Raw genomic sequence first — 22,048 nt, forward strand, 5'->3', positions numbered from 1 at the left:
TGCCCGTGCTAGGGTCAGAGGCGTCCATGATCATGACGCAGCTCCAGGAGGCCACGGCCGCCCAGCACCGCGCGGTCGAGGCCCTGATGCCCGTGCTGCGCCCCGACCTGACCCGGGCCCTGTATACCCAGCTGCTGACACAGGTGGCCTGGGCTGTGGCGCCGCTGGAAGCCCAGGTGCAGGCACTGAGCTTCCCCGGGGCCTTCGCGGCCCACGAGCGCCAGAAAATGCCCCTCTTACGGCGCGATCTGGCCGCGCTGGGCCAGGCGGTGGCGGCCCCCACCCCACTGCCGGGCCCCGCACTGGACCTGCCCGGCGCCCTGGGGGTCCTGTACGTGCTGGAGGGCGCCACGCTGGGCGGTCAGATCATCTCGCGCCACCTGCAGGGCACGCTGGGCCTGAGCCCGCAGGCGGGCGGCGCGTACTTTCACGGCTATGGCCCGGCCACGGGGGCCATGTGGCGCCAGTACCGGCAGGCCATGACCGCCCACGTGACCCCTGAACAGGCGCCCGCCGTGATTGCCGGCGCCCAGGCGGCCTTTGCGCGCTTTGAGCAGGCGCTGGGCCCGGTGGCCGCGTGAGCGCCGAACCCCCCGCGGCCGATCTGCTGCTGCCCACCTACCTGGGCGGGCCCGCCATCACGGCGCAGAACTGCGAGCGCGAACCCATTCAGGTGCCCGGGGCCGTGCAGCCCCACGGCGCGCTGCTCACGGCCGACGCGGACAGTGGGCAGATTCTGCAGGTCAGCGCGAACACCGGCGCGCTGCTGGGCACCTCCCCGGCCGAGCTGCGCGGGCAGGGCCTGGACACGCTGCTGGGCCAGGAGGCCCTGGCGCCCCTGCTGGCCGCGCTGCCAGCCGGCGTGCCCGACGCCCTGCAGTACCGCGCGCTGCTGCGCTGGCCCGGAGGCACCTGGGCCCTGACCGCCCACCGGGTGGGGGCGCTGCTGGTGCTGGAACTGGAAGCCGACGAGGCCCAGGACGCCAGCGGGCCCCAGGTGCTGCGCAACGCCGCCTTTGCCCTGGAGGGGGCCAACACCCTGGCAGAGCTGGCCCAGGTGGCCGCCGAACGGGTGCGGGAACTGACCGGCTTTGACCGCGTGATGATCTACCGCTTTGCCCCGGACGCCAGCGGTGAGGTGATGGCCGAGGCGCGCCACGCGGACCTGAAGCCCTTTCTGGGCCACCGCTTTCCGGAATCCGATATTCCGGCACAGGCCCGCGCGCTGTACGTGCGCCACCTGCTGCGCCTGACTGCCGACACTGAGGCCCTCCCCGCTCCACTGGAGCCGCGGCTCAACCCGCAGACGGGCGCCCCTCCCCCTCTGGGCGGCGCGGTGCTGCGCGCCACCTCGCCCATGCACCTGCAGTACCTGCGCAACATGGGCGTGCGCTCCAGCCTCTCGGTCTCGCTGGTGCAGGAGGGGCGGCTGTGGGGCCTGATCGCCTGCCACCACAGCGCGCCCCACGTGGTGCCGCCCGCCACCCGCACGGCGCTGGAGTACCTGGGCCGGCTGCTGAACCTGCAGCTGGGCCTCAAGGCGCGCGCCGACACCGACGCCTTTCGCCAGACCCTGCAGGCCCGGCGCACCCGCATTCTGGCGGCGGCGGCGCATTCGGTGACCCCACTGGAGACCCTGAGCCAGCCGGCGCTCGACCTGCCGGGCCTGATGCGGGCCGAGCGCGCCGTGGTGTTTTTTGAAGACCAGTGGCGCGTGTGCGGGCCGCCGCTGCCGGGCGCTCAGGTGGGGGCCCTGCTGACGTGGCTGCGCACCCAGCCGGGGCCGGTGCAGCACACCGAGGCGCTGGGCGAAGCGTGGCCCGGCACCCCGCTGGGCGACGCCGCCTGTGGCCTGCTGGCCATCACCGTGGGGGCCGGCTGGCAGGAGGGCGTGGTGTGGCTGCGCCCGGCCCTGACCACGCAGGTGGCCTGGGGGGGCGCGCCGCCAGAAGCGGCCAAGGGCGAACTGGGCCCCCGGCAGTCTTTTGACACCTACCTGCAGACCGTGCGCGGGCGCGCCGCGCCGTGGCACCCCGGCGAACTGGAAGAGGCGGGCGAACTGCAACTGGCCCTGACGGCGCACCTGGGCGAGCGCCTGGGGGTGGTGCGCGCCCTGAACGCCGAACTGGAACGCGCCAACGCCGAGTGGCGGCAGTACGCCTTTGTGATTGCCCATGACCTGCAGGAACCGGTGCGGCTGATCACCCAGTTTGCCGACCTGTTCGAGCTGAAATACCGCCCGCAGATGGACGAGGGCGGCGAGCGGACGCTGCGCTTTCTGCGCCAGGAAACCGCCCGCCTGCGCAGCCTGACCGCCGATCTGTACACCTACACGGCCCTGCTCTCGGCGCCGCCCACCCCGCCCCGAGCGGCCGATCTGGGGGCCCTGGGCGCGCAGGTGCTGGCCGAACTGACCCCGGAGGTGACGGCGACCGGGGCCCAGATAGAGCTGGGGGCGCTGCCCACCGTGCAGGGCGACCCGGAAGAGCTGCGCACCGTGCTGCGCCATCTGCTGCGCAACGCCCTGACCTTCGGGGGTCAGCCGCCCCGGGTGCAGGTGTTCGCCGCGCGCCAGGGCCCGGGCTGGGCCGTGTCGGTGCAGGACCAGGGGCCGGGCATTGCCCCGGAATATCATGACAAGGTGTTTGGTCTGTTTCAGCGCCTGGAGCGCCGGGAGCATTCGCCCGGCAACGGCATCGGGCTGGCGCTGTGCCGCCGCATTGCCGAGCGCCACGGCGGCCGCCTGACCCTGCAGTCGGCGCCCGGCCAGGGCTGCACCCTGACCCTGCTGCTGCCCGACCCCCCGGAGGCGGCCCATGGAGCGTGAAGCCGTGCGGCTGATGCTGGTGGAGGACAACGAGGCCGACGTGTTTCTGATGGAAGCGGCGCTGGAGATGGCTGGTCTGCCGGTACAGTTGCAGGTGGCCCGGGACGGCGAGGACGCCCTGCGGCAGCTGCGCGCGGCCCTGGGGGGCGGCACCCTGCCGCACCTCATGCTGCTGGACCTGAACATGCCGCGCATCAGCGGCTTCGAGGTGCTGCAAGCGGTGCGCGCCGACCCAGGGCTGCGCCACCTCGTGGTCGTCGTGTTCACCACCTCCAGCGCACAGGCCGATGTGCAGCGGGCCTACGCCCTGCAGGCCAACTCGTATCTGAGTAAACCGGCCACCATGACGGAATTCCTGCGGGTGGTGGAACTGCTGGACCTGTACTGGTTCGGCGCGGCCAACCTGCCCCAGAGCCACGCCCCGGCGTAACGGGCTGGGGGGCCCGGCCCCGCCCGTCAGGGGCCCGGCAACATGAAGAGTCCTTCAGGTCTTTCTCGGAAAGAGGGCGAGCCGTCTTAATAAACCCCGAACGGCCGCCGGCCAGAGCTGACCTAGGCTGGGGCATGCCTGTGCGTTATCACACATCTTCATGCTCTTTCGCGGGCTGGGCGCCGGTGCTTGGCGCCGCCCACACGGCAAGGCCTGTTCAGCCTGCCGCGCCCTTGTCCTGTGTCTAACCCGGAGGCCCGTCATGACTGAGACCCACCTCCCCCACCCGGTCTGGGCGGCTCGGCGGCCCGCCCATATGAAGGCCCGTTTGAAGCGGCCCGTCTGGCCCCAGGCCCAGCGCCTGTTCCAGTGCACCCCGGAGGCCCCCATGGGGTCACGCCCCTGCGCCCTGCGCCGCTGCTGCGGCGCGGCGCAGCCCGCATGACCCGCCCCCCAGCGCTGTGGGCCGGCATCGAGCCCACCGTGAGCCGCGTGGGGGACATGGTGCTTGACCAGCAGGCGCTGTGCGGCACCGATGAGCGCCCCGAGGACATGGACCGGCTGGCCGATCTGGGGGCCAGCGCCGTGCGCCTCGCGCTGCTGTGGGAGCGCACAGCGCCGCAAGGTCTGGACCGCGCCGACTGGCGCTGGGCGGACCAGCGCCTCGCGCGCCTGAAGGCCCGGGGGGTGCAGCCTATCGCCGGACTGGTCCACCACGGCGGTGGCCCCCGGCACACCCACCTGCTGGACCCCGAATTCGTGCCTGGGCTGGTGGCCTACGCCCGCGCAGTGGCCCGGCGGTACCCGGATCTGGCGGCCTACACACCAGTGAACGAACCGCTGACCACCGCCCGCTTCTCGGGACTGTACGGGCACTGGTATCCCCACGGCCGCGACGAACGCAGCTGCTGGCTGGCCCTCAAACACCAGCTGCAGGCCACGGTGCTGGCCATGCAGGCCATCCGCGAGATCAATCCGCAGGCCCAGCTCATCCAGACCGAGGACCTGGGGCGCACCCACAGCACGCCGCACCTGCAGGCCCAGGCCGACTTTGAAAATGAGCGGCGCTGGCTCACCTTCGATCTGCTGCTGGGCCGCGTCACCCGGGACCATCCGCTCTGGGGGTACCTGCGCTGGTCGGGGGCCACTGAGGATGAACTGCTGTGGTTTGCCGATCACCCCTGTGCGCCGGACGTGCTGGGGCTGAATGTCTACGTGACCGGCGAGCGCTTTCTGGACGAGCGGCTGGCGCGTTACCCGGCGTGTACCCACGGCGGGAATGGCCGCGAGCACTACGCCGATGTGGAAGCGGTGCGGGTGCTGGGCGCGCCGCACGGCGGCCCCCGGGCCCGGCTGCTGGAGGCCCACGCCCGCTATGGCCGCCCCCTGGCCATCACCGAGGTGCACCTGAACTGCACCCGTGAAGAGCAACTGCGCTGGTTCTGGGCCGCGTGGCAGGGCGCGCAAGGCGCCCAGGCCCAGGGCGCCGATGTGCGCGCCGTGACCGCCTGGGCCGCGTTCGGGGCGTTCGAGTGGAACAGCCTGCTGACCCGCCGGGAAGGCCACTACGAAAGCGGGCTGTGGGACGTGCGCGCGCCCCAGCCGCGCCCCACGGCGCTGGCGCAGCTGGCGCGGGCACTGGCCCACGACGCGCCGGTCAGCGCGCTGGCGCTGTCTCCCGGCTGGTGGGCGCGGGCGGGGCGCCTGCTGTACCCGCCGCAGGGCGAGGTGCAGGCCCAGCCTGCTGGTGGCCCGCCGCTGCTGATCGTGGGCGCAGGCGGGCCCCTGGACCAGACCCTGCGCGACATCTGCGCGGTGCGGGGCCTGCCCACGGTGACCCTGAACCCACATGCCTGGGCCGGTCTGGCGCCGGCGGCGCGCGCGGCGGTGCTGGGGGCCGCCTCACCCTGGGCGGTGGTCAACCTGCCCGGCGGCGTGGTGGGGCGCGGGGCGGCGCGGCTGGCCAGCGCCTGCGCGGCGCAGGGCCTGCCCCTGCTGAGCTTCTCTGGGGCCGGGGTGTTTGGCCGCGCTGGGGCGGCGGCCCACGCCGAGCATGATCCGGTGGCCCCCGCCGACCCCGCCGCGCGGCAGCTGGCCCAGACCGAGCGCTGGGTACTGGCCCGCTGCCCGCAGGCGCTGGTGGTGCGCGCCGGGGCCCTGTTCGGCACGGGCGCTCCCCAGGACAGCGGCGTGCTGGCCCTGGGCGCGCCGTCCACTGGGGGAGGGCTGGCCCGGGACCTCCTGATCTCGCCGGTGTACGCGCCGGACCTGCTGCACGAGGCCCTGAACCTGCTGCTGGACGGCGAGCGCGGGGTGTGGCACCTGACCCACGGCGCGCCGCTCACCACCGCGGCGTGGCAGCGGGCGCTGGCCGGGTGGCCGGGTCAGGGAACCGGGCCGGCACTGGCTGGGGCGGCGCCCACCGGGCCAGCTCTTTCCGTGCCCGACCCGGCCCTGCGCAGTGAGCGCGGCTGGCCACTGCCGCCGCTGGCGCAGGCGCTGGAGCGCTGGTGGGCCAGCGGCCCAGAACAGACCCCTTCCCTCCCCTGCCCGCCGGCGCCCCAGGCTGCCCCCTGGCGGGTTCCACCGCCCGCCTGAAGCCGGGGTGCCCGGGCCAGGGCACATGAACCGGGCTTTAGCTGCGCCTCTCCTGGCCTGTGGCGCTGGCCCCCAGACTAAGCAGCGGCCGACCCTTCCGCCTTCCCTTCACCTTGTTCATTTCAGGAGTTTTCATGACGCCAGACACCCCCAGCCCGGAGCAGCAACCCGAAACCGCCCCCGCCGACCAGATGCCCCAGGACACGCCCGCCGAGACGCAGAAGCAGCAGCCGGGCGTGGAAGCCGACATGAGCCTGGCGCCGGTGGTGATCCGTGAAGGGTACCGGGGCAGCGACAAGCTGGCGGGCAAGGTGGCCCTGATTACCGGCGGGGACAGCGGCATTGGCCGCGCCGTGGCGGTGCATTTTGCGCGCGAAGGCGCGGACGTGGCCATCGTCTACCTCGACGAGGACGGGGACGCCCGCGCCACCCTGGCCATGATTGAGGCCGAGGGGCGCCGGGGCCTGCTGCTGGCCGGTGATGTGGGCGACCCCGCATTCTGCCAGAGCGCCGTGCAGCGCACGGTGGACACCCTGGGTGGCCTGAACGTGCTGGTGAACAATGCCGCCGAGCAGCACCCACAAAAGAGCGTCGCGGACATCACACCCGAGCAGCTGGAGCGCACCTTCCGCACCAATATCTTTGCCATGTTCTATCTGGTGCAGGCCGCGCTGCCCCACCTGAAAGCGGGCGACTGCATCGTGAACACCACCAGCGTCACGGCGTACCGGGGCAGCCCCGAACTGCTGGATTATTCCAGTACCAAGGGCGCCATCGTGGCCTTTACCCGCAGCCTCAGCGGCAACTTGGCCGAGCAGAAGATTCGCGTGAATGCCGTGGCGCCCGGGCCCATCTGGACCCCGCTGATTCCCAGCACGTTTGATGCCGAGAAGGTGGGCTCTTTTGGCCAGGACGTGCCGCTGGGCCGGGCCGGGCAGCCCGCCGAGGTGGCCCCGGCCTTTGTGTTCCTGGCTTCAGAAGACAGCACCTACATCACCGGGCAGGTCATTCACCCCAACGGCGGCGAACTCATCAACGGGTAGGACCGGACCGGGGCAGCAGTGTGGGTCACCGCTTCTGGGGGTGGCCCCACGACATGAAGCGTTCTTTACCTGCATCCGGACCTAGCGTAAGAAGAATTAAAGATCAGCGAAAACAGCGTGCAGGACGCGCCGTTTATAGTCAACCCTATCGGCACAACAGCGGAGTGCTGTTTCCCACTTTTTCCCTTCTCTACATGCCCGCGTTCTGGGCAGGAGGCCCCTATGTCCCGTCTTCAGTCATCCTGCCCGGCCCTGGTGGTCCTGGCCCATCTGCGCTGGGACTTCGTGTTTCAGCGGCCCCAGCACCTCATGACCCACGCCGCCCGCACCCGCACGGTGTATTACGTGGAAGAGCCCTTCTTCGGCGAGTGGCGCGACCGCCTGGACGTGCGCCGCGAGCCTTCGGGGGTGGTGGTCTGCACGCCGCACATCGAGGTGGGCCACAGCCCGGCCGAGTCTCAGGCCCGCACCGCTGCCCTGCTGGCCGAGTTTCTGGACGCCGAGGACACCCCGGAGTACGACCTGTGGGTGTACACGCCCATGGAACTGCCGGTGGCGGCCCTGCTGACCCCGCGCACCGTGATTTACGACTGCATGGACGAACTGGCCAATTTTCACGGCGCCCCCCCCGAACTGCGCGCCCGCGAGGACGAGCTGTTTCGCCGCGCCGACGTGGTCTTCACGGGCGGCCACCGCCTGTATGAAGCCAAGACCGCCCGGCACCCCAATGTGCACCCCTTTCCTTCCAGTGTAGATACCGCCCACTTCCGGCAGGCCCGTGCGCTGCCGCCGCAGCCCGCGGACCAGGCCGGCATTCCGGGGCCGCGCCTGGGCTTTGCCGGCGTGATTGACGAGCGCCTGGACGTGGCCCTGCTGGGCGAGGTGGCGCGGCGCCGCCCGGAGTGGCAGTTTGTGCTGATTGGCCCCGTGGTCAAGATTGACCCGGCCACGCTGCCGCAGGGCCCCAATCTGCACTACCTGGGCATGAAGCCGTACGCCGAACTGCCCGTGTACTTTGCCCACTGGGACGTGGGGCTGCTGCCCTTCGCCCACAACCCCGCCACCGAGTTCATCAGCCCCACCAAGACGCCCGAGTACCTCGCCGCGGGCCTGAGCGTGGTGTCTACCGGCATCCGCGACGTGGTGCGCCCCTACGGCGAGCGCGATCTGGTGCGCATTGCCGACGGTGCAGACGCTTTTGAAGCCGCCTGCGCCGCTGCTCTGGCCGAGCGCGGCACTCCGGCGGCCGCCCACCGCCTGGAGCGCGCCGACGCCGTGCTGGCACAGCAGTCCTGGGACGCCACGTGGCAGGCCATGGACCGGCACATTGAGCCGCTGGCCGCCCAGCCCACGGCCCGTGTGGCCAGCCCCCTGATGGCAGGCGCCAATGACTGAGGGGGCCGCGCTGGGCGAAGCCGGGGGCTTTGATTACCTGATCGTGGGGGCAGGCTTTGCCGGCGCCGTGCTGGCCGAGCGGCTGGCCCGTGACGCCGGCAAGCGGGTGCTGATCGTGGACCGCCGCGCGCACATCGGCGGCAATGCCTATGACCGCTACGACGACGCCGGAATTCTCATTCACCCGTACGGCCCGCATATCTTCCACACCAACAGCAAAGACGTGTTCGAGTATCTGTCGCAGTTCACGGCGTGGCGCCCCTACGAGCACCGGGTGCTGGCGAGCGTGGACGGCCAGCAGCTGCCCATTCCCATCAACCTGGATACAGTGAATGGGCTGTACGGCCTGAACCTCACGGCCTTTGAGGTGGAGAGTTTCTTCGCCTCAGTGGCCGAGCCGGTGGAACAGGTGCGCACCAGCGAGGACGTGGTGGTGTCCAAGGTGGGGCGCGACCTGTACCAGAAGTTCTTCCGGGGCTACACCCGCAAGCAGTGGGGTCTGGATCCCAGCGAACTGGACGCCTCGGTCACGGCGCGGGTGCCCACGCGCACCAACCGCGACAACCGCTATTTCACCGACACCTATCAGGCCATGCCGCTGCACGGCTACACCCGCATGTTCGAGGCCATGCTGGCGCACCCGAACATCAAGGTGATGCTGAACACCGATTACCGCGAGATTCAGGCGCTGGTGCCCTGGGCTCATATGATCTATACCGGCCCGGTGGACGCCTTTTTTGACCATTGTTACGGCCGGCTGCCCTACCGGAGCCTGGAATTCGTGCACGAAACGCATCCAGTCGAGCAATTCCAGGCCGTGGGCACCGTGAACTACCCCAATGATTACGGGTACACCCGCATCAGCGAGTTCAAGTACATCACCGGGCAGCGCCATGCGCAGACCAGCGTGGTGTATGAATACCCGCGCGCCGAGGGGGACCCCTATTACCCGGTACCGCGCCCCGAAAACGCCGAGCTGTACAAGAAGTACGAGGCCCTGACCCGCACCCGCACCGACGTGACCTTTGTGGGCCGGCTGGCCACCTACCGCTACTACAACATGGACCAGGTGGTGGCACAGGCCCTGGCCACCTACCGCCGTCTGCAGGGCAAGGCCAGTGAGCCGGGGGCCCGGCAGACCGTGGGCGCAGCGGGCGGAGGCGCTTAGGCACCTTCTGGCCTGGCTGGCAAGCCACCCGTCTGCGCGGAACAGCCGCAGACGGGTGGCTTCCTTCTGGCAAAGGGAAGACAAGGGCGTGCACTTATACGGATTCCGAAAAAGTCCGTAATACATTACGAACTTTTTCCGACCGGAGGGAGAAGGAAAAGTGACGGAGTTCCGGGAATTGGAGGAACATCCAGTTCTTTTCTGGATGTTACGGAAATGGACGGAATCCGTATTACACGGACTGCCGTCTGTTCCGCCGACACAGCGGCTCTGTTCCGATGTGCCGACGCCACACCCGGAACCCGTGTTCCGCCTGCTGGCGCTGCGAAGCCGCTCTGCGAGTTCGTATGATACGGATTCCGGATAATCCGTTACAGCCCCTCCGCGTCGCTTCGGTGCTTCCACTGCTATCCGTCACCGTTTCTCCTTCTCCCTTCGGTCGGGTTAATCAGTTATTCCATAACTGATTAACCGGAATCCTTATGAGCCGAGGCTCACCCTCTGCGGGTGGCCAGCCGGCGTGCAGGAGAGCCGCCGCCACCTGCGCAGCGCCCGCTTCAGGCCGCAGGCAGGGTAAAGAAGAAGGTGGAACCGGCTCCCGGGGTGCTGTCCAGCCACAGCCGCCCGCCATGCCGCTCCACGATCTTCTTGCACACCGCCAGCCCGATGCCGGTGCCCTCGTACCGCTCGCGGCCATGCAGGCGCTGAAAAATCACGAAGATGCGCTCGAAATACTGCGGCTCAATGCCAATGCCGTTGTCCTGCACGGCAAAGCGCCAGTTGGGGCCGTCCGGCTCAGCGGTCACCTGAATGCAGGGGGGCACGCCGGGGCGCGCATACTTCAGGCCGTTGCCCAGAAGGTTCTGGAACAGTTGATCAAGTTGCTGGGCATCCACCATCACCACGGGCAAGGGGCCCCGGGTCACGGCGGCGCCGGGGCCCTCGCCCTGCAGGCGACCGGCCACCCGGTCAAACACGGCGGCTGCATCCACGGGCGACAGAGGGCGCCGCTCGGTGTGCACCCGGGAAAAGGCCAGCAGGTCGTCCACAAGACGTTTCATGTGCTCGCCGCTCTCCACGATCTGCCGCAGATACAGTCGCCCGCGCTCGTCCAGGCCCTCGCCGTAGCGCTGGTCAATCAGGGCGGCGAAACTGGCCACCGAGCGAATGGGCGCCTGCAGGTCGTGCGAGGCGATGTAGGCAAACTGTTCCAGTTCGGCGTTGCTGCGCTCCAGTTCGCGGGTGCGCTCGGCCAGCAGCGCCACGCCCTCGGCGCGTTCCAGCGCCAGCCCCAGGCTGCGCACCACCGATTCCAGCGCCGCCTGGTCGGGCCGGGTCCAGCGGCGCACCCCGCCAAAGAGCACCACCGCGAACACCCCACGCGGCTGCCCGTTGACCATCACCGGCAGGGTGGCCGAGGCCCCCAGGTGCGCCACCAGCTCGTCCAGGTGATCGGTGTCGCGGGCATACTGGTCCTGGTAATAGGGCGCGCCGCTGCGGTAGGGAATCAGGAGGTTGTTGGCCTCTTCAAACGGCAGCCCGGCGTCGGCCGCCGCCTGCAGGGCCGGGCTGCGCAGGTCGCCAGTCTGGCTGTGCAGCACCCAGCGGTCGCCCTGCGGCTCGAAGTACAGCGCGTAGCCCTCGGGCAGCAGCGAGAGCACCACCGCCTGCGCACGCTGAATCAGAACGTAGGGGTCGCCCTCCACACTCAGGTCGCGTGTGAGGTCAGCAAAGCCCTCCAGGGCCCGGCTGCGGGCGTCCAGCTCCGCTGCCTGCCGGGCCTGCCGGCTGGCCTGCTCAGCGCGTTCCACCGCGAGGTCCAGGCCGCGCCCCACTGAGCGGAAGATCGCGCGGTCGCGGTCGGTCCACTGCGCCGTGGTCTTGAGACCAATGGTGAAAAAGCCCCGCATCTGGCCGCCGGCCACCACAGGATAGGCTGCCACGGTGCCGTAGACCTCGCTGTGTTTCACGCGCTCGTCGGCCGCGTCCCAGCGCTCGATGAACATGGGGGCGTGGGTGCGCAGCAGTTCGGCAATAAACGGGGTGTCGCTGGGCAGCCCGGCCCGCAGCGCCGCCAGAAAGATGGGCCGCTCGTCTAAGTCGGCAGTCCAGGTTTGCAGGGTCCAGCGGTCCCCCTCGCACCCGTAGTAGCCGCCCGAACAGTCGGCAAAACGGGTGCGCAGCACGTCCACGGCGCGGGCGGCCAGCCGCACCGTGTCGGTTTCTGCGCCCACGGCCTCGCTAAAGGCCACAAAGGCGTCCAGCGAAGCCCGCTCTTCTTCCAGGGCCCGGCTGCGCCCCGCCCGCTCCAGCGACAGGCCCAGGCTACTGACGGCCGTGTCCAGCGTGGCCCGGTCGGCGCGGGTCCAGGGGCGCTGGACTTTCAGGCTGTAGCCGAACATGCCGCGCAGTTGCCCGCCCACCCGCACCGGCAGCGCCGCCGTGGAGGCCAGCGCCTCGACGCCCGGCACGCCGTGGTCCAGCGCCGGATCATAGGCGTCCTGGTAAAAGGGCGCGCCGCTTTCCCAGGGAATGCGGAAATTCTGCACCGTGTCGTAGGGCAGGGCCGAGTCCAGTGAGTGCTGGATGGTCACGTCCTCCGGGCTGCCCACCTGCGAGCGCAGGCGCCACACCGGGCCGTCCAGTTCGTAGTACACCGCAAAGCCCTCGCCCAGCAATTCGGTGACGGCCGTCTGGGCGCGGCGGATCAGCACCTCGGGTCTGGACTCCTGGCTGCGGGCCAGTTCGGCAAAGCGTTCCAGCGCCAGGGTGCGGGCCTCCAGTTCGGCATTCTGGGTTTCCAGGCGCCGGGCCTGTTCGGCCCGCTCCAGGGCCAGGGTCAGGCCCCGCGCCACCGCGCGCACCAGGGCACGGTCGGGCTCCGTCCACCGCTGCTGGTGGCGGTCCGCCATGCCCACGATGCCGCGCACTTCCCCGTTCACCAGCAGGGGGACCGTGGCCCCGGTACCGAACTCCTGGGTGTGGTCAATGCCCTCCTGCTGCGGGTTCCAGGCGTCGCGGAACACCGGCTGCCGGGTGCGCAGCACCTCTTCAAAGATAGGGGTGTCGGCCGGAAATCCCGCTGTGATCATGGCCTGCTGGGCGGCGCTGTGGTTGTCGCTCCAGTTCTGGGCCTGCCAGCGGCCAGCCGCCGGAATGTAGGCGTAGTAGGAGACGTTGCTGTGCGGAAAGCGGGCGCGCAGCACCTCAATGGCCTGCTGCGCCAGGGTGGGCACATGGGTCTGGGTGCCCACGGCCTCGGTAAAGGCCACAAAGGCTTCCTGGGCACGGGCCTCCGTGACGGCGCGCGCCGCCCGCACCTCCACCTGCCGCTGCAGATCGGTCATCAACCCGGCGCGCCCCAGCGCAATGGCGCACTGCGCCGCCAGAATGCGCAAAAAGCGCTGCTCTGCCGGGGTGAAGTGGTGCGGCTCCTTGAAATCCAGAATCACGGTGCCCAGGGGCCGCTGGTCCAGGAACATGGGCAGCACGGCCGTGGCCACCGCTGCCTGTCCGCCCATGCGGGCTTCCAGCTCAGGGTGCGCGCGCAGCAGCTCGCCTTCCTGCTCAAAGAACAGGGCCTCGCGGCGGGCCAGGGCGTCCCCGGCAGGCACGTTGCCGTCCAGGGGGCCATCCTGCCACAGTGTGTGGGCGCCCTCGTCGTAGCCGTGCCGGGCTGCCACCCGCAGCTGCGTGCCGTCCTCGTCTACCAGCAGCACTGCGCCGGCTCTGGCGTCCAGCGCCTGCAGCGCCGGGGTCAGCACCACGGCAAACACCTCAGACTGGGTCTGGGCGGCGGCTAGCGCCTCGGTGACCGCCTGCAGGCGCTCGCTCAGGACAGACGTGGCCTCAGGTGACGCAGCAGACGGGCTGAACACCGCTCCAGAATACTGTGCGTGCCCAGCCCCCGCTTGCAGGCAGGGCGGCCTTTGCCGCTGGACTGGGGCGTTAAAGACGTTGCCCCTCATGGTGCGACTGTTCAGGAGAGCACCGGGAGTGGAGACTTTGCGGTGCTCTCCTGAACAGTCGTAACGTGAGGTGCAACGTACTTAATTGGGGGCTTGGCAGCGAACGACTGAACAGGCTGCCTCCGCTGAGCGCCTCTGCCGCTGGCCGCCGCACAGGTCTCCTTGGGCGCGGCAAGCCGTTGCCCGGTGCATCGCCACACCATTCGGCGCCACAGACAGTGAAAGGGGAAGCGCCAGACGGCGCCAGAGACGATGGGGTCTACACAACTACTTGCAACTCGTCATAAAATATTTGATCAATAAGCACAAATAGTCGGAACTGCTCTCAAACTGATGCTGATTTTTTGCAGATAGTCAGACATTTGATTGACAAATCTCGTCAGAGGCCGTTAACTGTGGCACTGGAGGCCCTGCGCTTGTCGCTTCCCTCTTCGTCCTCGCTGCGCCCTGTCCCGGAGGTTGCCTGATGGTTTGTTGCCCCTGCACTGTGTCACTTGCCCGTCGTTGGCATAGGTGGGGCCAGCGTCGGCCACCGACCAGCCCAGGCTCTCTCTGGGAGGAGGGCCACCCGGTGTGGCGCGAAGGTGGCCAGGAGCAGCGGCAGGAACTGACCGGGCAGCCTGCGCCTCTGGCTGCTTACGCCGGGGGGGAGGGCAGGAAGCGGCCCTCTCCACCCTTCGCCCAGCTTTCCCTCTGACGGCCCACTGACGGTTGCCCCTCATCCTGCCTTTCGGAGCGTGCCCATGACCCTCTCCCCCTCCTTGCCCTGGACGCGAATGCGCGCGCTGGGGTCCGGCGTTCAGATCGCTCTTTTCCCGGTCCTCGGGCAGTCCACCTTGGCCCACCCTGGTTTTCTGCGCAGCGGCCCCCAGGACAGCACAAGCCGCTTCAGGGCGGCCTTGCCGCCGCAACACCACACCTCTGATCTGGACACGGACCACCTGGACGAGCGGGGTATGGGCGTGCCGGTGTTTGCTCCCCGCCTGAAAGGAGGTAACGGATGGACTTCTTCGGCCAGCTGAACGTCCTGAGTCTGGAATCGCGCCGCAGCGAGGAAATGGAAACCCTGATTCGCACCTACGGCGGTACCCCGCAGGTGGCCCCCAGCATGCGCGAGGTCAAGCTGGACCTGAGTGGGCCCCTGGCGCAGTTTGGGCGTGACCTGGCCGCCGGCGACCTTCACACCGTGGTCTGTCTGACGGGCGTGGGCACCCGCATGTTCCTGAGGGAACTGGCGGCGCGCGACCCCCGGCAGCTGGAGGCGCTGCGTGCGGTGCCGCTGGTGGCCCGGGGGGATAACCCTGCCCAGGTGCTCAAAAGTTTTGGCCTGCCCAGCGTGCTGGTGCCCCGGCCCGGCACATGGCACGAGGTCACCGAGCAGCTGCTGGCCACCCTGACGCGCGGGCAGCACGCCGTGGTGCTGGAATATGGTGAAGCGCTGCCCACTGCCATGCGGCGCGAACTGGGGTACGCGGGCATTCGCGTGACCAGTGTGCCGGTCTACCGCTGCGCCTTTCCCCAGAATCCTGCGCCCCTGGCCCGCGCGGTGCGCGACGTGGTGCTGGGCGGCCCGGATCTGCTGCTGCTGTCCAGCGGCACGCAGCTGCTGCACTTCCTGAAATACGCCGAGAAGCTGGGGCTGCTGGAAGAAGCGCGCGCGGGGCTGGCGCGGCTGGTGGTGGTCAGCATTGGCCCGGCCTGCAGCGAGGCCGCCGCTGACCTGGGCCTGCGCATTGACCTGGAAGCCAATCCGCACAAGATGGGCACGATGGTGCGCATGGCCGCTGAATACGGCCCGGGCCTGCTGGCGCAGCGGCTGGGCCGGGCGGGCTGACGGGTCCGCAGAGAGCACCATCAGCTCTCGCCACACATTGCTGCTCTTCAGAAGCAGATCCAAGCTTGGCCCTCTCAACGCTGGAGCCAGAGGCGCGGCCCACGCTCTGGCTCCAGCGCCAGGTGCTGGCGACGCGTGCGGCACGGTATGAAGAACGAGCGAAGGGTTGATACGGGTTCCGAACAATTCCGTAACTCGTTACGGAATTTTTTCGACCGAAGGGACTCGAAGAGCTGCGGAGCAGAGAAGGAACAAATGCGGATTTCCGGGAATTGGGCTGGAACAGCGCCGAAGGCGGGGAACATCCCCCTTCTTCCCGGATGTTACGGAAATGAACGGAATCCGTATGAGAGCCCATATGGGGCTTCAGACTGCACCCACTTCCACAAGAGCGGTGACACCTGACCACGGAAATAAGCAGTGGGCGCCAGAGCGGGGAGGGACCCCAGCCAGAGCTCTCCAAGCTGCACAGAGAGCCGCCGAACGACACCGCAGAAAAGGACGCGCCACCTCCTGCCGGCGGGCTGAAAGCCAAAGGACGACAACCTGGGCGGCGCAGCTTCCGCAGGCATGCCATGCTCCTCGGGATGTCCGTGTCTGTCCATGCGCACCTTCTGGGGCTGTTTGTCTTTGGCCGGTCGCTCCCCGTTAACCCACGCGCGCCGGTCCTTCCACCGTGATACGGCGTGCCGGCTCTCCTTCCTTGCTGGACATGGCCGCTGTGCACCAGACCGGTCCTCACCAGACCGGCGCCAAAGCCTGGCGCCTGACACAACTGCGCCGGTATGGGTTCCCGGTTCCCGACCTTTATGTTGTTCCAGCGTGGGTCCATGCCGACTGGCTTCAGCGCAGTCGGCTTGAGCCACGCCTGCGCAGCGCAGCGCCCAACGAACTCGAGCGCCTGCGCACCCAGCTGCATGGGACGCCACTCCCGGGAACACTGATAGCGGCACTCGCTGAACTGGCCCCTGTGGCCCCCGCCTGGGCCGTACGTTCCTCAGCGCCGCATGAGGACGGCAGCGCCGCGTCTTTTGCCGGCCAGTACGCCACCTGCCTCAATGTCAGTGGCCTGCAGGCATTGTGTGAGGCTGTGCGGCAGGTCTGGGCCTCGATGTGGACGCCGGCCGCGCTCAGCTACCGCGTCCGGCACGGCGCTGCGGCAGATTTCGGAATGGCGGTGCTGCTGATGCCGATGGTGCCTGCGGTGAGTAGCGGCGTCGCCTTTACGCGGGACCCGCTCACAGGGCAGCCGGAGCGCATCATCATTCAGGCCAATTGGGGCCTGGGCGAAAGTCTGGTGCAGGGGCTCAGTGCAGGTGACGAGAGCACTGTGCACACCCATCCCTTGAACGCCGACCTCACAGGGTTGCAGACCACGGTTGGGCGCAAGACCCAGCAGGTCCAGCTTCAGCCTGAGGGCGGCACGCGCACCGAAGCCGTACCCATCCACCAGCAACGCCAGCCTGTCCTGCAGCCGGCACAGGCGCTCCACCTTGCGGGGCTGCTGCGGCAGGCGGCCCTCAGCCTCAATTTCGCCGCGCCCCATTTCGACCTGGAGTGGGCGTTCGACGGCCACCGGTTCTGGCTGTTGCAGGCGCGGCCCCTGACAGCAGTGAATGGGCGCGGAGCTGGACAGGTGCAGGGCCAGCCCACACTCTGGTCGCGCGGCAACACAGGGGAGGTGATGCCGTTTCCCCTCTCTGCTATTGACTGGAGCGCGGCGCAGAATATTGGCGAGCATGTGCTGAAAAGCAGCCTGCTGGCAGCAGGATATGCGCCCGAGTCTGCCGTCCCACGCCTGGCTCTGCACCAGGGCCACCTGTATATGAACATGACACTTGTGCAGTGGGAGTTGAAAGAAGCGTTCGGCCTGTCCCCAGCGGACACCAACGCCCTGCTGGGTGGCCAGCAGCGCGCCCTGACGTGGCCACAGGTGACCTGGACGGCGCGTCTCCGCCAGGGCAAGCGGCTGCTCAAGCTGGCTTTCCTGACTCCTGCCCTGCGCCGAAAGGGGCGGCGGCAGGCCACCCGACTCCTCCGCTGGAGTGCCCGGGAAGCCAGGCGACCCCTGCCCACGTCGTCCCGGCAGCAGGCCGCCGCGCTGGACCGGCTGTTTACGCACCTCAACCGCCAGCAGGCCCTGTTCTTCCTGCAGGGGGGCAGCGGGGCCAGTGCCTGGGCGCTTCGGAGGCTGCTGACCCGGCTGATGCCGCTAGAAGGACCTGCACTGGCCCTGGATCTGCTGACCGGGGGCGCACCCAGCGTGAGTGCGGCGCAGGCACATGACCTTGCGCGTCTGGCCAGTCTGCTGCGGACGGACGGCTTGACACGGACCTGGGTGGAACACACGGCGGCCGGCCAGCTGGCCCCGGGCCTGCCCCGCCGCCACCCATTTCGCCGCGCCTTCGAGGAATATCTGCGCCGCTATGGCCACCGCGCCACTTACGAGAGCTACACCCGTCACGCCCGCTGGCGTGAAGACCCTTCGCCCCTGCTGCACCATCTGTGCAGCCTGGCCGCGCAGGCGCCTGTCTCCGCTGGCCCGGCGGGGTCTGTCTCGGCGCACCTGCGGCGGTTGCCCGGCGGCCTGCAGGTGCTGCGGCCTGCCATTGGGCTCCTGGCGCGGCTGGCACAGCAGGAACTGCGGGACCGCGAGCTGGGTCGCAGCGCCGTGTTCAGTCCCGTTGAACCGTACCGGCGCCTGCTTCTGCACATTGGCCGGAGCTGGGCCACTTCGGGACACATAGAACAGCCCAGCGATGTCTTCGACCTCACCCTGCCGGAAATTCACGCCCTGCTGCGCCAGGAGCGCCCGTTCGGGGGCCTGAGGGATCTGGTGCTGGACCGGCAGCAGGCGACCGAAGCGTGGCGCGCCCTGAGCGTTCCCGATGTGTATACCCGGGGCGCCCTGGTGCCCACTTCAGCAGACAGTCCTCCTGTTCAGGCCCCCAGAGCCGCTGGGCGACACACCTTGACCGGCACCGGGGCCAGCAGCGGCGTGGTCACCGGCCGGGCGTGCGTGATGGACCATCCGAATGACCTGGGAACGCTGCAGGCGGGGGACATTCTGGTGGTGCGCAGCGCCGACCCCTCCTGGACCCCCGTGTTCCTGCAGGCCCGTGGCCTGGTGATGGAGACTGGCGGGCTGCTTTCCCACGGCACCATCGTGGCGCGTGAGTTTAGCCTGCCCACGGTCCTGAATATCCCGGGCATCCGGCAGCAGGTTCGAACCGGCGATCTTCTTCACGTGGATGGAGCGGCGGGTACAGTCACAGTTTATTCGCGCGAGGACCACCCATGAAGCGACCCTTGCCTCTGGCGCCCCGCCTTGCCCTGGCGTTCCTGATGTTCAAAGGGGTCAACCTGCTCCTTAACGCCCTGACCTTTCCCCAACTGCGCACGCCTCCGGCATCTGAAACCCTGCCCACGGTGTCCCTCCTGATTCCAGCGCGCGATGAGGCCCACAACCTGCGGCGTCACCTGCCCGGCATTGTGGCGCAGGCGGCCCATGAAGCTCTGATTCTGGACGACGGCAGCACCGACGAAACCGCCGAGGTCGCCGCCGCGTGTGGCCTGCAGGTGATTCAGGGTGTCCCGCTGCCCCCAGGCTGGAAAGGCAAAAGCTGGGCCTGCCATCAGCTGGCGGCGCAGGCCAGTGGCGAGATCTTGCTGTTTCTCGATGCCGATGTTGCTCTGCATGGCGGCGCCGCCAGGGCGCTGGCCGCTCACCTGCAGCAGCAGCGTTCCGGTCTGGTGAGTGTGTTGCCCCGGCCACAGGGCCTGAATCTGGGCACCCGTCTCCTCGCCCCGCTGGTGGACGTGATGGTGTTGACCTGGCTGGCGTACCCGATGCAGTGGCTGCGCTGGCCACAGGCGAGTACGGCCAACGCCCAGGTGATGGCCTTCCGGCGCGAAGCGTACTGGGCCGCCGGAGGGCACCAGGCCGTCCGGGACGAGATGCTGGAGGGCACTGCGCTGGCCCGCCGGGTCCGCGCAGCCGGATGGCCTGTCAGCAAGGCGCTGGGCAAAGAGCATGTGGGCATCCGTGCGTACCGCAGCTACCCGGCCTCTGTTCGCGGCTTCAGCAAACATGCCCTGCATGTTCACCTCGGCTCGCGCCCCTTGCTGGTGGCGCTGGGCGCCCTGCACTTCCTGGTGTACACCCTGCCGTGGCTGCGGCGTGCACGGCATCCCCTGGTGTGGGCCGTGCGGCTTGCCGGGCCTGCAGAACGGCTGCTGGTCAATTGGCTCACTGGTCGGCGCCAGCTACCTGATCTGCTTGAAGCCCTGCTCGTCCCGGTCACGTTCCTGGCGGCGCTCCCCGCCTACCGACTTGCTTTGGGGCGGCAGGTGACCTGGAAAAACCGCACTTATACCAACGCGGCCCACAAGCACAGCGAGCAGCCCTGAAGATCTTGCAGGAGCGTGTCGCCCAGCGCCCGCTGCTCAAACGTTCACGGCTTGACAGACGGGCTGGCCTCGCGCCCATGAGCTCAGGTCAGGAGACGCCGGGCCAGAACTGCCCGACCGCACGCAGCCACACATCGGCAGCGCCCGTGTGCACGGTCCCCCCTAACCGCGCCTTCGGCCCCTCAAGGCCTGCCGTTGCGGTCGCCCTCCAGGCCAGCTCCGGCTTGAAACCGGCCACCATAGAGCGCCACCGTAAATCCGTAGCCCGCCACCTGCCACGCCCAGACACCCAGCACGAAAAACAGCGCCAGATTCAGTCCGAAGGCCAGAATATCCAGTGCACACAGGGCGGGTAGCCGCCAGAAAGATAGGCTGCAGAGCCACGGCCAGCGGGCCAGGCCCAGCAGCGCGGGGGCACCCAGCGATAAGGCAATGGCGCCGGCCATGATGCACCACGCGGCGCCGCAGGCTCGCCACTGCGGGCGTATGGTGCGCCACAGCCGCCAGGGCGCGTGTAGAACGGTGCGGTCTCCTTCGCAGCCCAGCCGGGTCATGCCGGCGGCCACCAACAGGACAGCCGCCAGCAGCAGGCCACTGGCAAGCCACCACAGGCCCAGCGCCAGGCCCCTGAGACCCGTCCACCACGCGCCGCCACCCGCCAGCGCCAGAGCGGCGCCGGGGCTGAGGCTCAAGGCGATGACGCCCCACACCACGAGCCCCCTGGTCAGCATGCGTCGTGACCACCGGAAGGGCGGGAAGATGGGGTCCTGGCCCTGCTACAGCCGCGTAGCCACCTCCCAACGGTAGCCCAGATTTGAGTCGCTCGCAGTTGATCTTTAGATCAACCGAGCGGAGCGAGAAGCGAAAACGGTGCCTCGCACCGGGAATGGAAACGTTTCGGCGCCCTTCTGAAACGTTGCAATGGGAGGGGCGAGCTACTTAAGGACGTTGCCCCTCACGCTGCGACTGTTCAGGAGAGCACCGAACAGTCTCCACTCCCGGTGCAACGTCCTTTGTTCGAGACTCGCTCTGCGGCGCCGCTGTTCCAGCCCGCTCGGTTGATCGGGGGCTTGGCAGCGAGTGACTGAGCACCCAGCCGGGCAGCAACGTCAGCAGGGCCAACGCGCCGCGCAGGATGCCTGCACGTGCCTGTGGGGTCGCCACCGGAAAAGCCCAGGCCGCCCACCACCGCAAGGTGGATGGGAGGCAGGGCACCGACGACTGTGCAGGCTGGTCTTCGCAAAAGCCACTCAACCTGATGACATGTGGATCAGCCGGCAGGTACCTGGGGCGGTTAGGGCACAGGGTCCTGCTGCCTCTGGCCTGAGGGCAAGTGCGGGGAGCGGCCCGGGCCACAGACGCATGACTGACCACCATCCCTTTCAGACAGGCGCGAAATCTGTTTCAACGGGTGGCGAGGATAGAACGACAGCAACGTTGTGGGCCAACCGCAGGCCCTCGCTGGTTGGGCATATGCACCTCAATCCACCTGAAACTTTCCGCTATAATTATGTTCATATCAGAATAAGGAGTTGTGAGCATGCCCAAAACAAAAGCACCTTCTGTTGCCCCCCACCGCTTCCAGGCGCTTCTCGCCACCGTCTCCGTCTCTGCGGACGTCCACGCGATCACCGCGCAGGAGGGGGCAGATGCACAGCTGACCGACCTGCTCCGTCAGGCGCATGACCGCTGGGGTTATGGCCTGCATCACCTCCGGCATGAAGCCCGCTGGACAGGACAGACGATTGAATTGCTGGCCGATGGACGGGTGGTGGCTGACCTGAACACCGAGCCTGCCCGTATCGCTGCCGCCTACGCGAGCATGGCGGCGCCCGACGAGAACGGGCTCAGCCTGTGGCCTGTTCTGGGCGACGGCCACCGCACCAGCTTCCGGAACGCGGCCCAGATGCGCGTGCTCATTGAGGATGGCCGCGATTTCGAAACCCTCTGGACTGCCGAGAAACAGGGGCTGAGCGCCCGCGTCTGGCGAACCCAGACCTACGAAGGCGAACTGCTGGCCGTGGAATATGTTCGGCCCACCAGCGCCGCGCAGCTTCTGGCGGACGCCGCCTGGGACGTGATCACCCGCATCAAGGACCGTACGCTGCAGCGCGAACTAATGAAGCGCAGTGAGCAGGGTGGCATTCTTCAGGCGTTCCTGAGCGCCCGGCATAAGGAGGCCGAGGCCAATCTGGCCCAGCTGGCCGAAGCGCATTTCACGGTGCAGGGTCATGTGGGACGGCTCACGGGCAGTGCCGCGCGTGATTTTGAGGCGTTCCGCGCCCTGCAGCGCGCCACCGCAGAAGAGCTGCTCGGGCTGCAGGACCGGGTGGTCAAGCAGGTGGGGGCCACCCTGTACGGCGAACTGAGGTAAG

At 68.7% G+C, this 22,048-nt stretch carries 13 protein-coding genes; 11 read left to right on the forward strand and 2 right to left on the reverse strand.

What is annotated here, in order from left to right; translation table 11 throughout:
* Window positions 1-32: 32 nt before the first annotated feature.
* The 7 genes from C8263_RS14085 (at window position 33) to glf (ending at window position 9,461) form a co-directional block, all read left to right on the forward strand.
* Window positions 33-581: a biliverdin-producing heme oxygenase gene (locus C8263_RS14085; RefSeq protein WP_233218825.1), complete on the forward strand. Its 549-nt coding sequence runs from the start codon at window positions 33-35 to the stop codon at window positions 579-581.
* On the forward strand, window positions 578-2,827 hold the full coding sequence (locus tag C8263_RS14090) for an ATP-binding protein (protein WP_107138773.1): 2,250 nt from the start codon (window positions 578-580) through the stop codon (window positions 2,825-2,827). Before C8263_RS14085 ends, C8263_RS14090 begins: the two co-directional genes overlap by 4 nt.
* The gene (locus C8263_RS14095; RefSeq protein ID WP_107138774.1) at window positions 2,817-3,257 is read left to right on the forward strand and encodes a response regulator; all 441 of its coding nucleotides are present in this window, start codon (window positions 2,817-2,819) and stop codon (window positions 3,255-3,257) included. Before C8263_RS14090 ends, C8263_RS14095 begins: the two co-directional genes overlap by 11 nt.
* A gap of 441 nt (window positions 3,258-3,698) precedes the next feature.
* Complete coding sequence (locus tag C8263_RS14100; protein ID WP_107138797.1) at window positions 3,699-5,855, forward strand: family 1 glycosylhydrolase; 2,157 nt, start codon at window positions 3,699-3,701, stop codon at window positions 5,853-5,855.
* A gap of 134 nt (window positions 5,856-5,989) precedes the next feature.
* A complete protein-coding gene (locus C8263_RS14105; protein WP_107138775.1) occupies window positions 5,990-6,898 on the forward strand; it encodes an SDR family oxidoreductase in 909 nt (302 codons plus the stop codon).
* A 222-nt stretch (window positions 6,899-7,120) separates the two neighbouring features.
* Window positions 7,121-8,293: a glycosyltransferase family 1 protein gene (locus C8263_RS14110; protein ID WP_107138776.1), complete on the forward strand. Its 1,173-nt coding sequence runs from the start codon at window positions 7,121-7,123 to the stop codon at window positions 8,291-8,293.
* Window positions 8,286-9,461, forward strand: coding sequence for a UDP-galactopyranose mutase (glf, locus tag C8263_RS14115; protein WP_107138777.1), 1,176 nt, complete (start codon window positions 8,286-8,288; stop codon window positions 9,459-9,461). The genes C8263_RS14110 and glf overlap by 8 nt, the downstream gene beginning before the upstream one ends.
* Window positions 9,462-10,018: 557 nt before the next feature.
* On the opposite strand, the gene C8263_RS14120 is transcribed toward glf, so the two are convergent.
* Window positions 10,019-13,339 carry a GAF domain-containing protein gene (locus C8263_RS14120; protein WP_158263813.1) on the reverse strand — a complete coding sequence of 1,107 codons (3,321 nt, stop codon included), beginning with the start codon at window positions 13,337-13,339 and terminating at the stop codon, window positions 10,019-10,021.
* Between the two features lie 1,090 nt (window positions 13,340-14,429).
* On the opposite strand from C8263_RS14120, the gene C8263_RS14130 reads away from it, so the two are divergent.
* The 3 genes from C8263_RS14130 (at window position 14,430) to C8263_RS14140 (ending at window position 19,673) form a co-directional block, all read left to right on the forward strand.
* Window positions 14,430-15,263, forward strand: coding sequence for a uroporphyrinogen-III synthase (locus tag C8263_RS14130; RefSeq protein ID WP_107138780.1), 834 nt, complete (start codon window positions 14,430-14,432; stop codon window positions 15,261-15,263).
* A 712-nt stretch (window positions 15,264-15,975) separates the two neighbouring features.
* On the forward strand, window positions 15,976-18,564 hold the full coding sequence (locus C8263_RS14135) for a PEP/pyruvate-binding domain-containing protein (RefSeq protein ID WP_107138781.1): 2,589 nt from the start codon (window positions 15,976-15,978) through the stop codon (window positions 18,562-18,564).
* Complete coding sequence (locus C8263_RS14140) at window positions 18,561-19,673, forward strand: glycosyltransferase family 2 protein (RefSeq protein ID WP_107138782.1); 1,113 nt, start codon at window positions 18,561-18,563, stop codon at window positions 19,671-19,673. Before C8263_RS14135 ends, C8263_RS14140 begins: the two co-directional genes overlap by 4 nt.
* A 182-nt stretch (window positions 19,674-19,855) precedes the next feature.
* Here the strand turns inward: C8263_RS14140 and C8263_RS14145 are convergent, their stop codons facing one another.
* Window positions 19,856-20,404, reverse strand: a complete 549-nt coding sequence (locus C8263_RS14145; RefSeq protein WP_107138783.1) for a hypothetical protein — start codon at window positions 20,402-20,404, stop codon at window positions 19,856-19,858.
* Between the two features lie 809 nt (window positions 20,405-21,213).
* Here C8263_RS14145 and C8263_RS14155 point away from each other — a divergent pair.
* Window positions 21,214-22,047, forward strand: coding sequence for a DNA repair protein (locus C8263_RS14155; protein WP_146160700.1), 834 nt, complete (start codon window positions 21,214-21,216; stop codon window positions 22,045-22,047).
* Window position 22,048 lies beyond the last annotated feature (1 nt).

The sequence above is a fragment of the Deinococcus arcticus genome (assembly GCF_003028415.1).
Lineage (GTDB): Bacteria > Deinococcota > Deinococci > Deinococcales > Deinococcaceae > Deinococcus > Deinococcus arcticus.

Bases quoted from the DNA above. Each gene is read 5' to 3' on its own strand.
- glf (WP_107138777.1), top strand. From the start codon at position 8,286: ATGACTGAGGGGGCCGCGCTGGGCGAAGCCGGGGGCTTTGATTACCTG.
- C8263_RS14130 (WP_107138780.1), top strand. From the start codon at position 14,430: ATGGACTTCTTCGGCCAGCTGAACGTCCTGAGTCTGGAATCGCGCCGC.
- C8263_RS14095 (WP_107138774.1), top strand. From the start codon at position 2,817: ATGGAGCGTGAAGCCGTGCGGCTGATGCTGGTGGAGGACAACGAGGCC.
- C8263_RS14135 (WP_107138781.1), top strand. From the start codon at position 15,976: ATGGCCGCTGTGCACCAGACCGGTCCTCACCAGACCGGCGCCAAAGCC.
- C8263_RS14140 (WP_107138782.1), top strand. From the start codon at position 18,561: ATGAAGCGACCCTTGCCTCTGGCGCCCCGCCTTGCCCTGGCGTTCCTG.
- C8263_RS14100 (WP_107138797.1), top strand. From the start codon at position 3,699: ATGACCCGCCCCCCAGCGCTGTGGGCCGGCATCGAGCCCACCGTGAGC.
- C8263_RS14145 (WP_107138783.1), bottom strand. From the start codon at position 20,404: ATGCTGACCAGGGGGCTCGTGGTGTGGGGCGTCATCGCCTTGAGCCTC.
- C8263_RS14085 (WP_233218825.1), top strand. From the start codon at position 33: ATGACGCAGCTCCAGGAGGCCACGGCCGCCCAGCACCGCGCGGTCGAG.
- C8263_RS14155 (WP_146160700.1), top strand. From the start codon at position 21,214: ATGCCCAAAACAAAAGCACCTTCTGTTGCCCCCCACCGCTTCCAGGCG.
- C8263_RS14110 (WP_107138776.1), top strand. From the start codon at position 7,121: ATGTCCCGTCTTCAGTCATCCTGCCCGGCCCTGGTGGTCCTGGCCCAT.
- C8263_RS14105 (WP_107138775.1), top strand. From the start codon at position 5,990: ATGACGCCAGACACCCCCAGCCCGGAGCAGCAACCCGAAACCGCCCCC.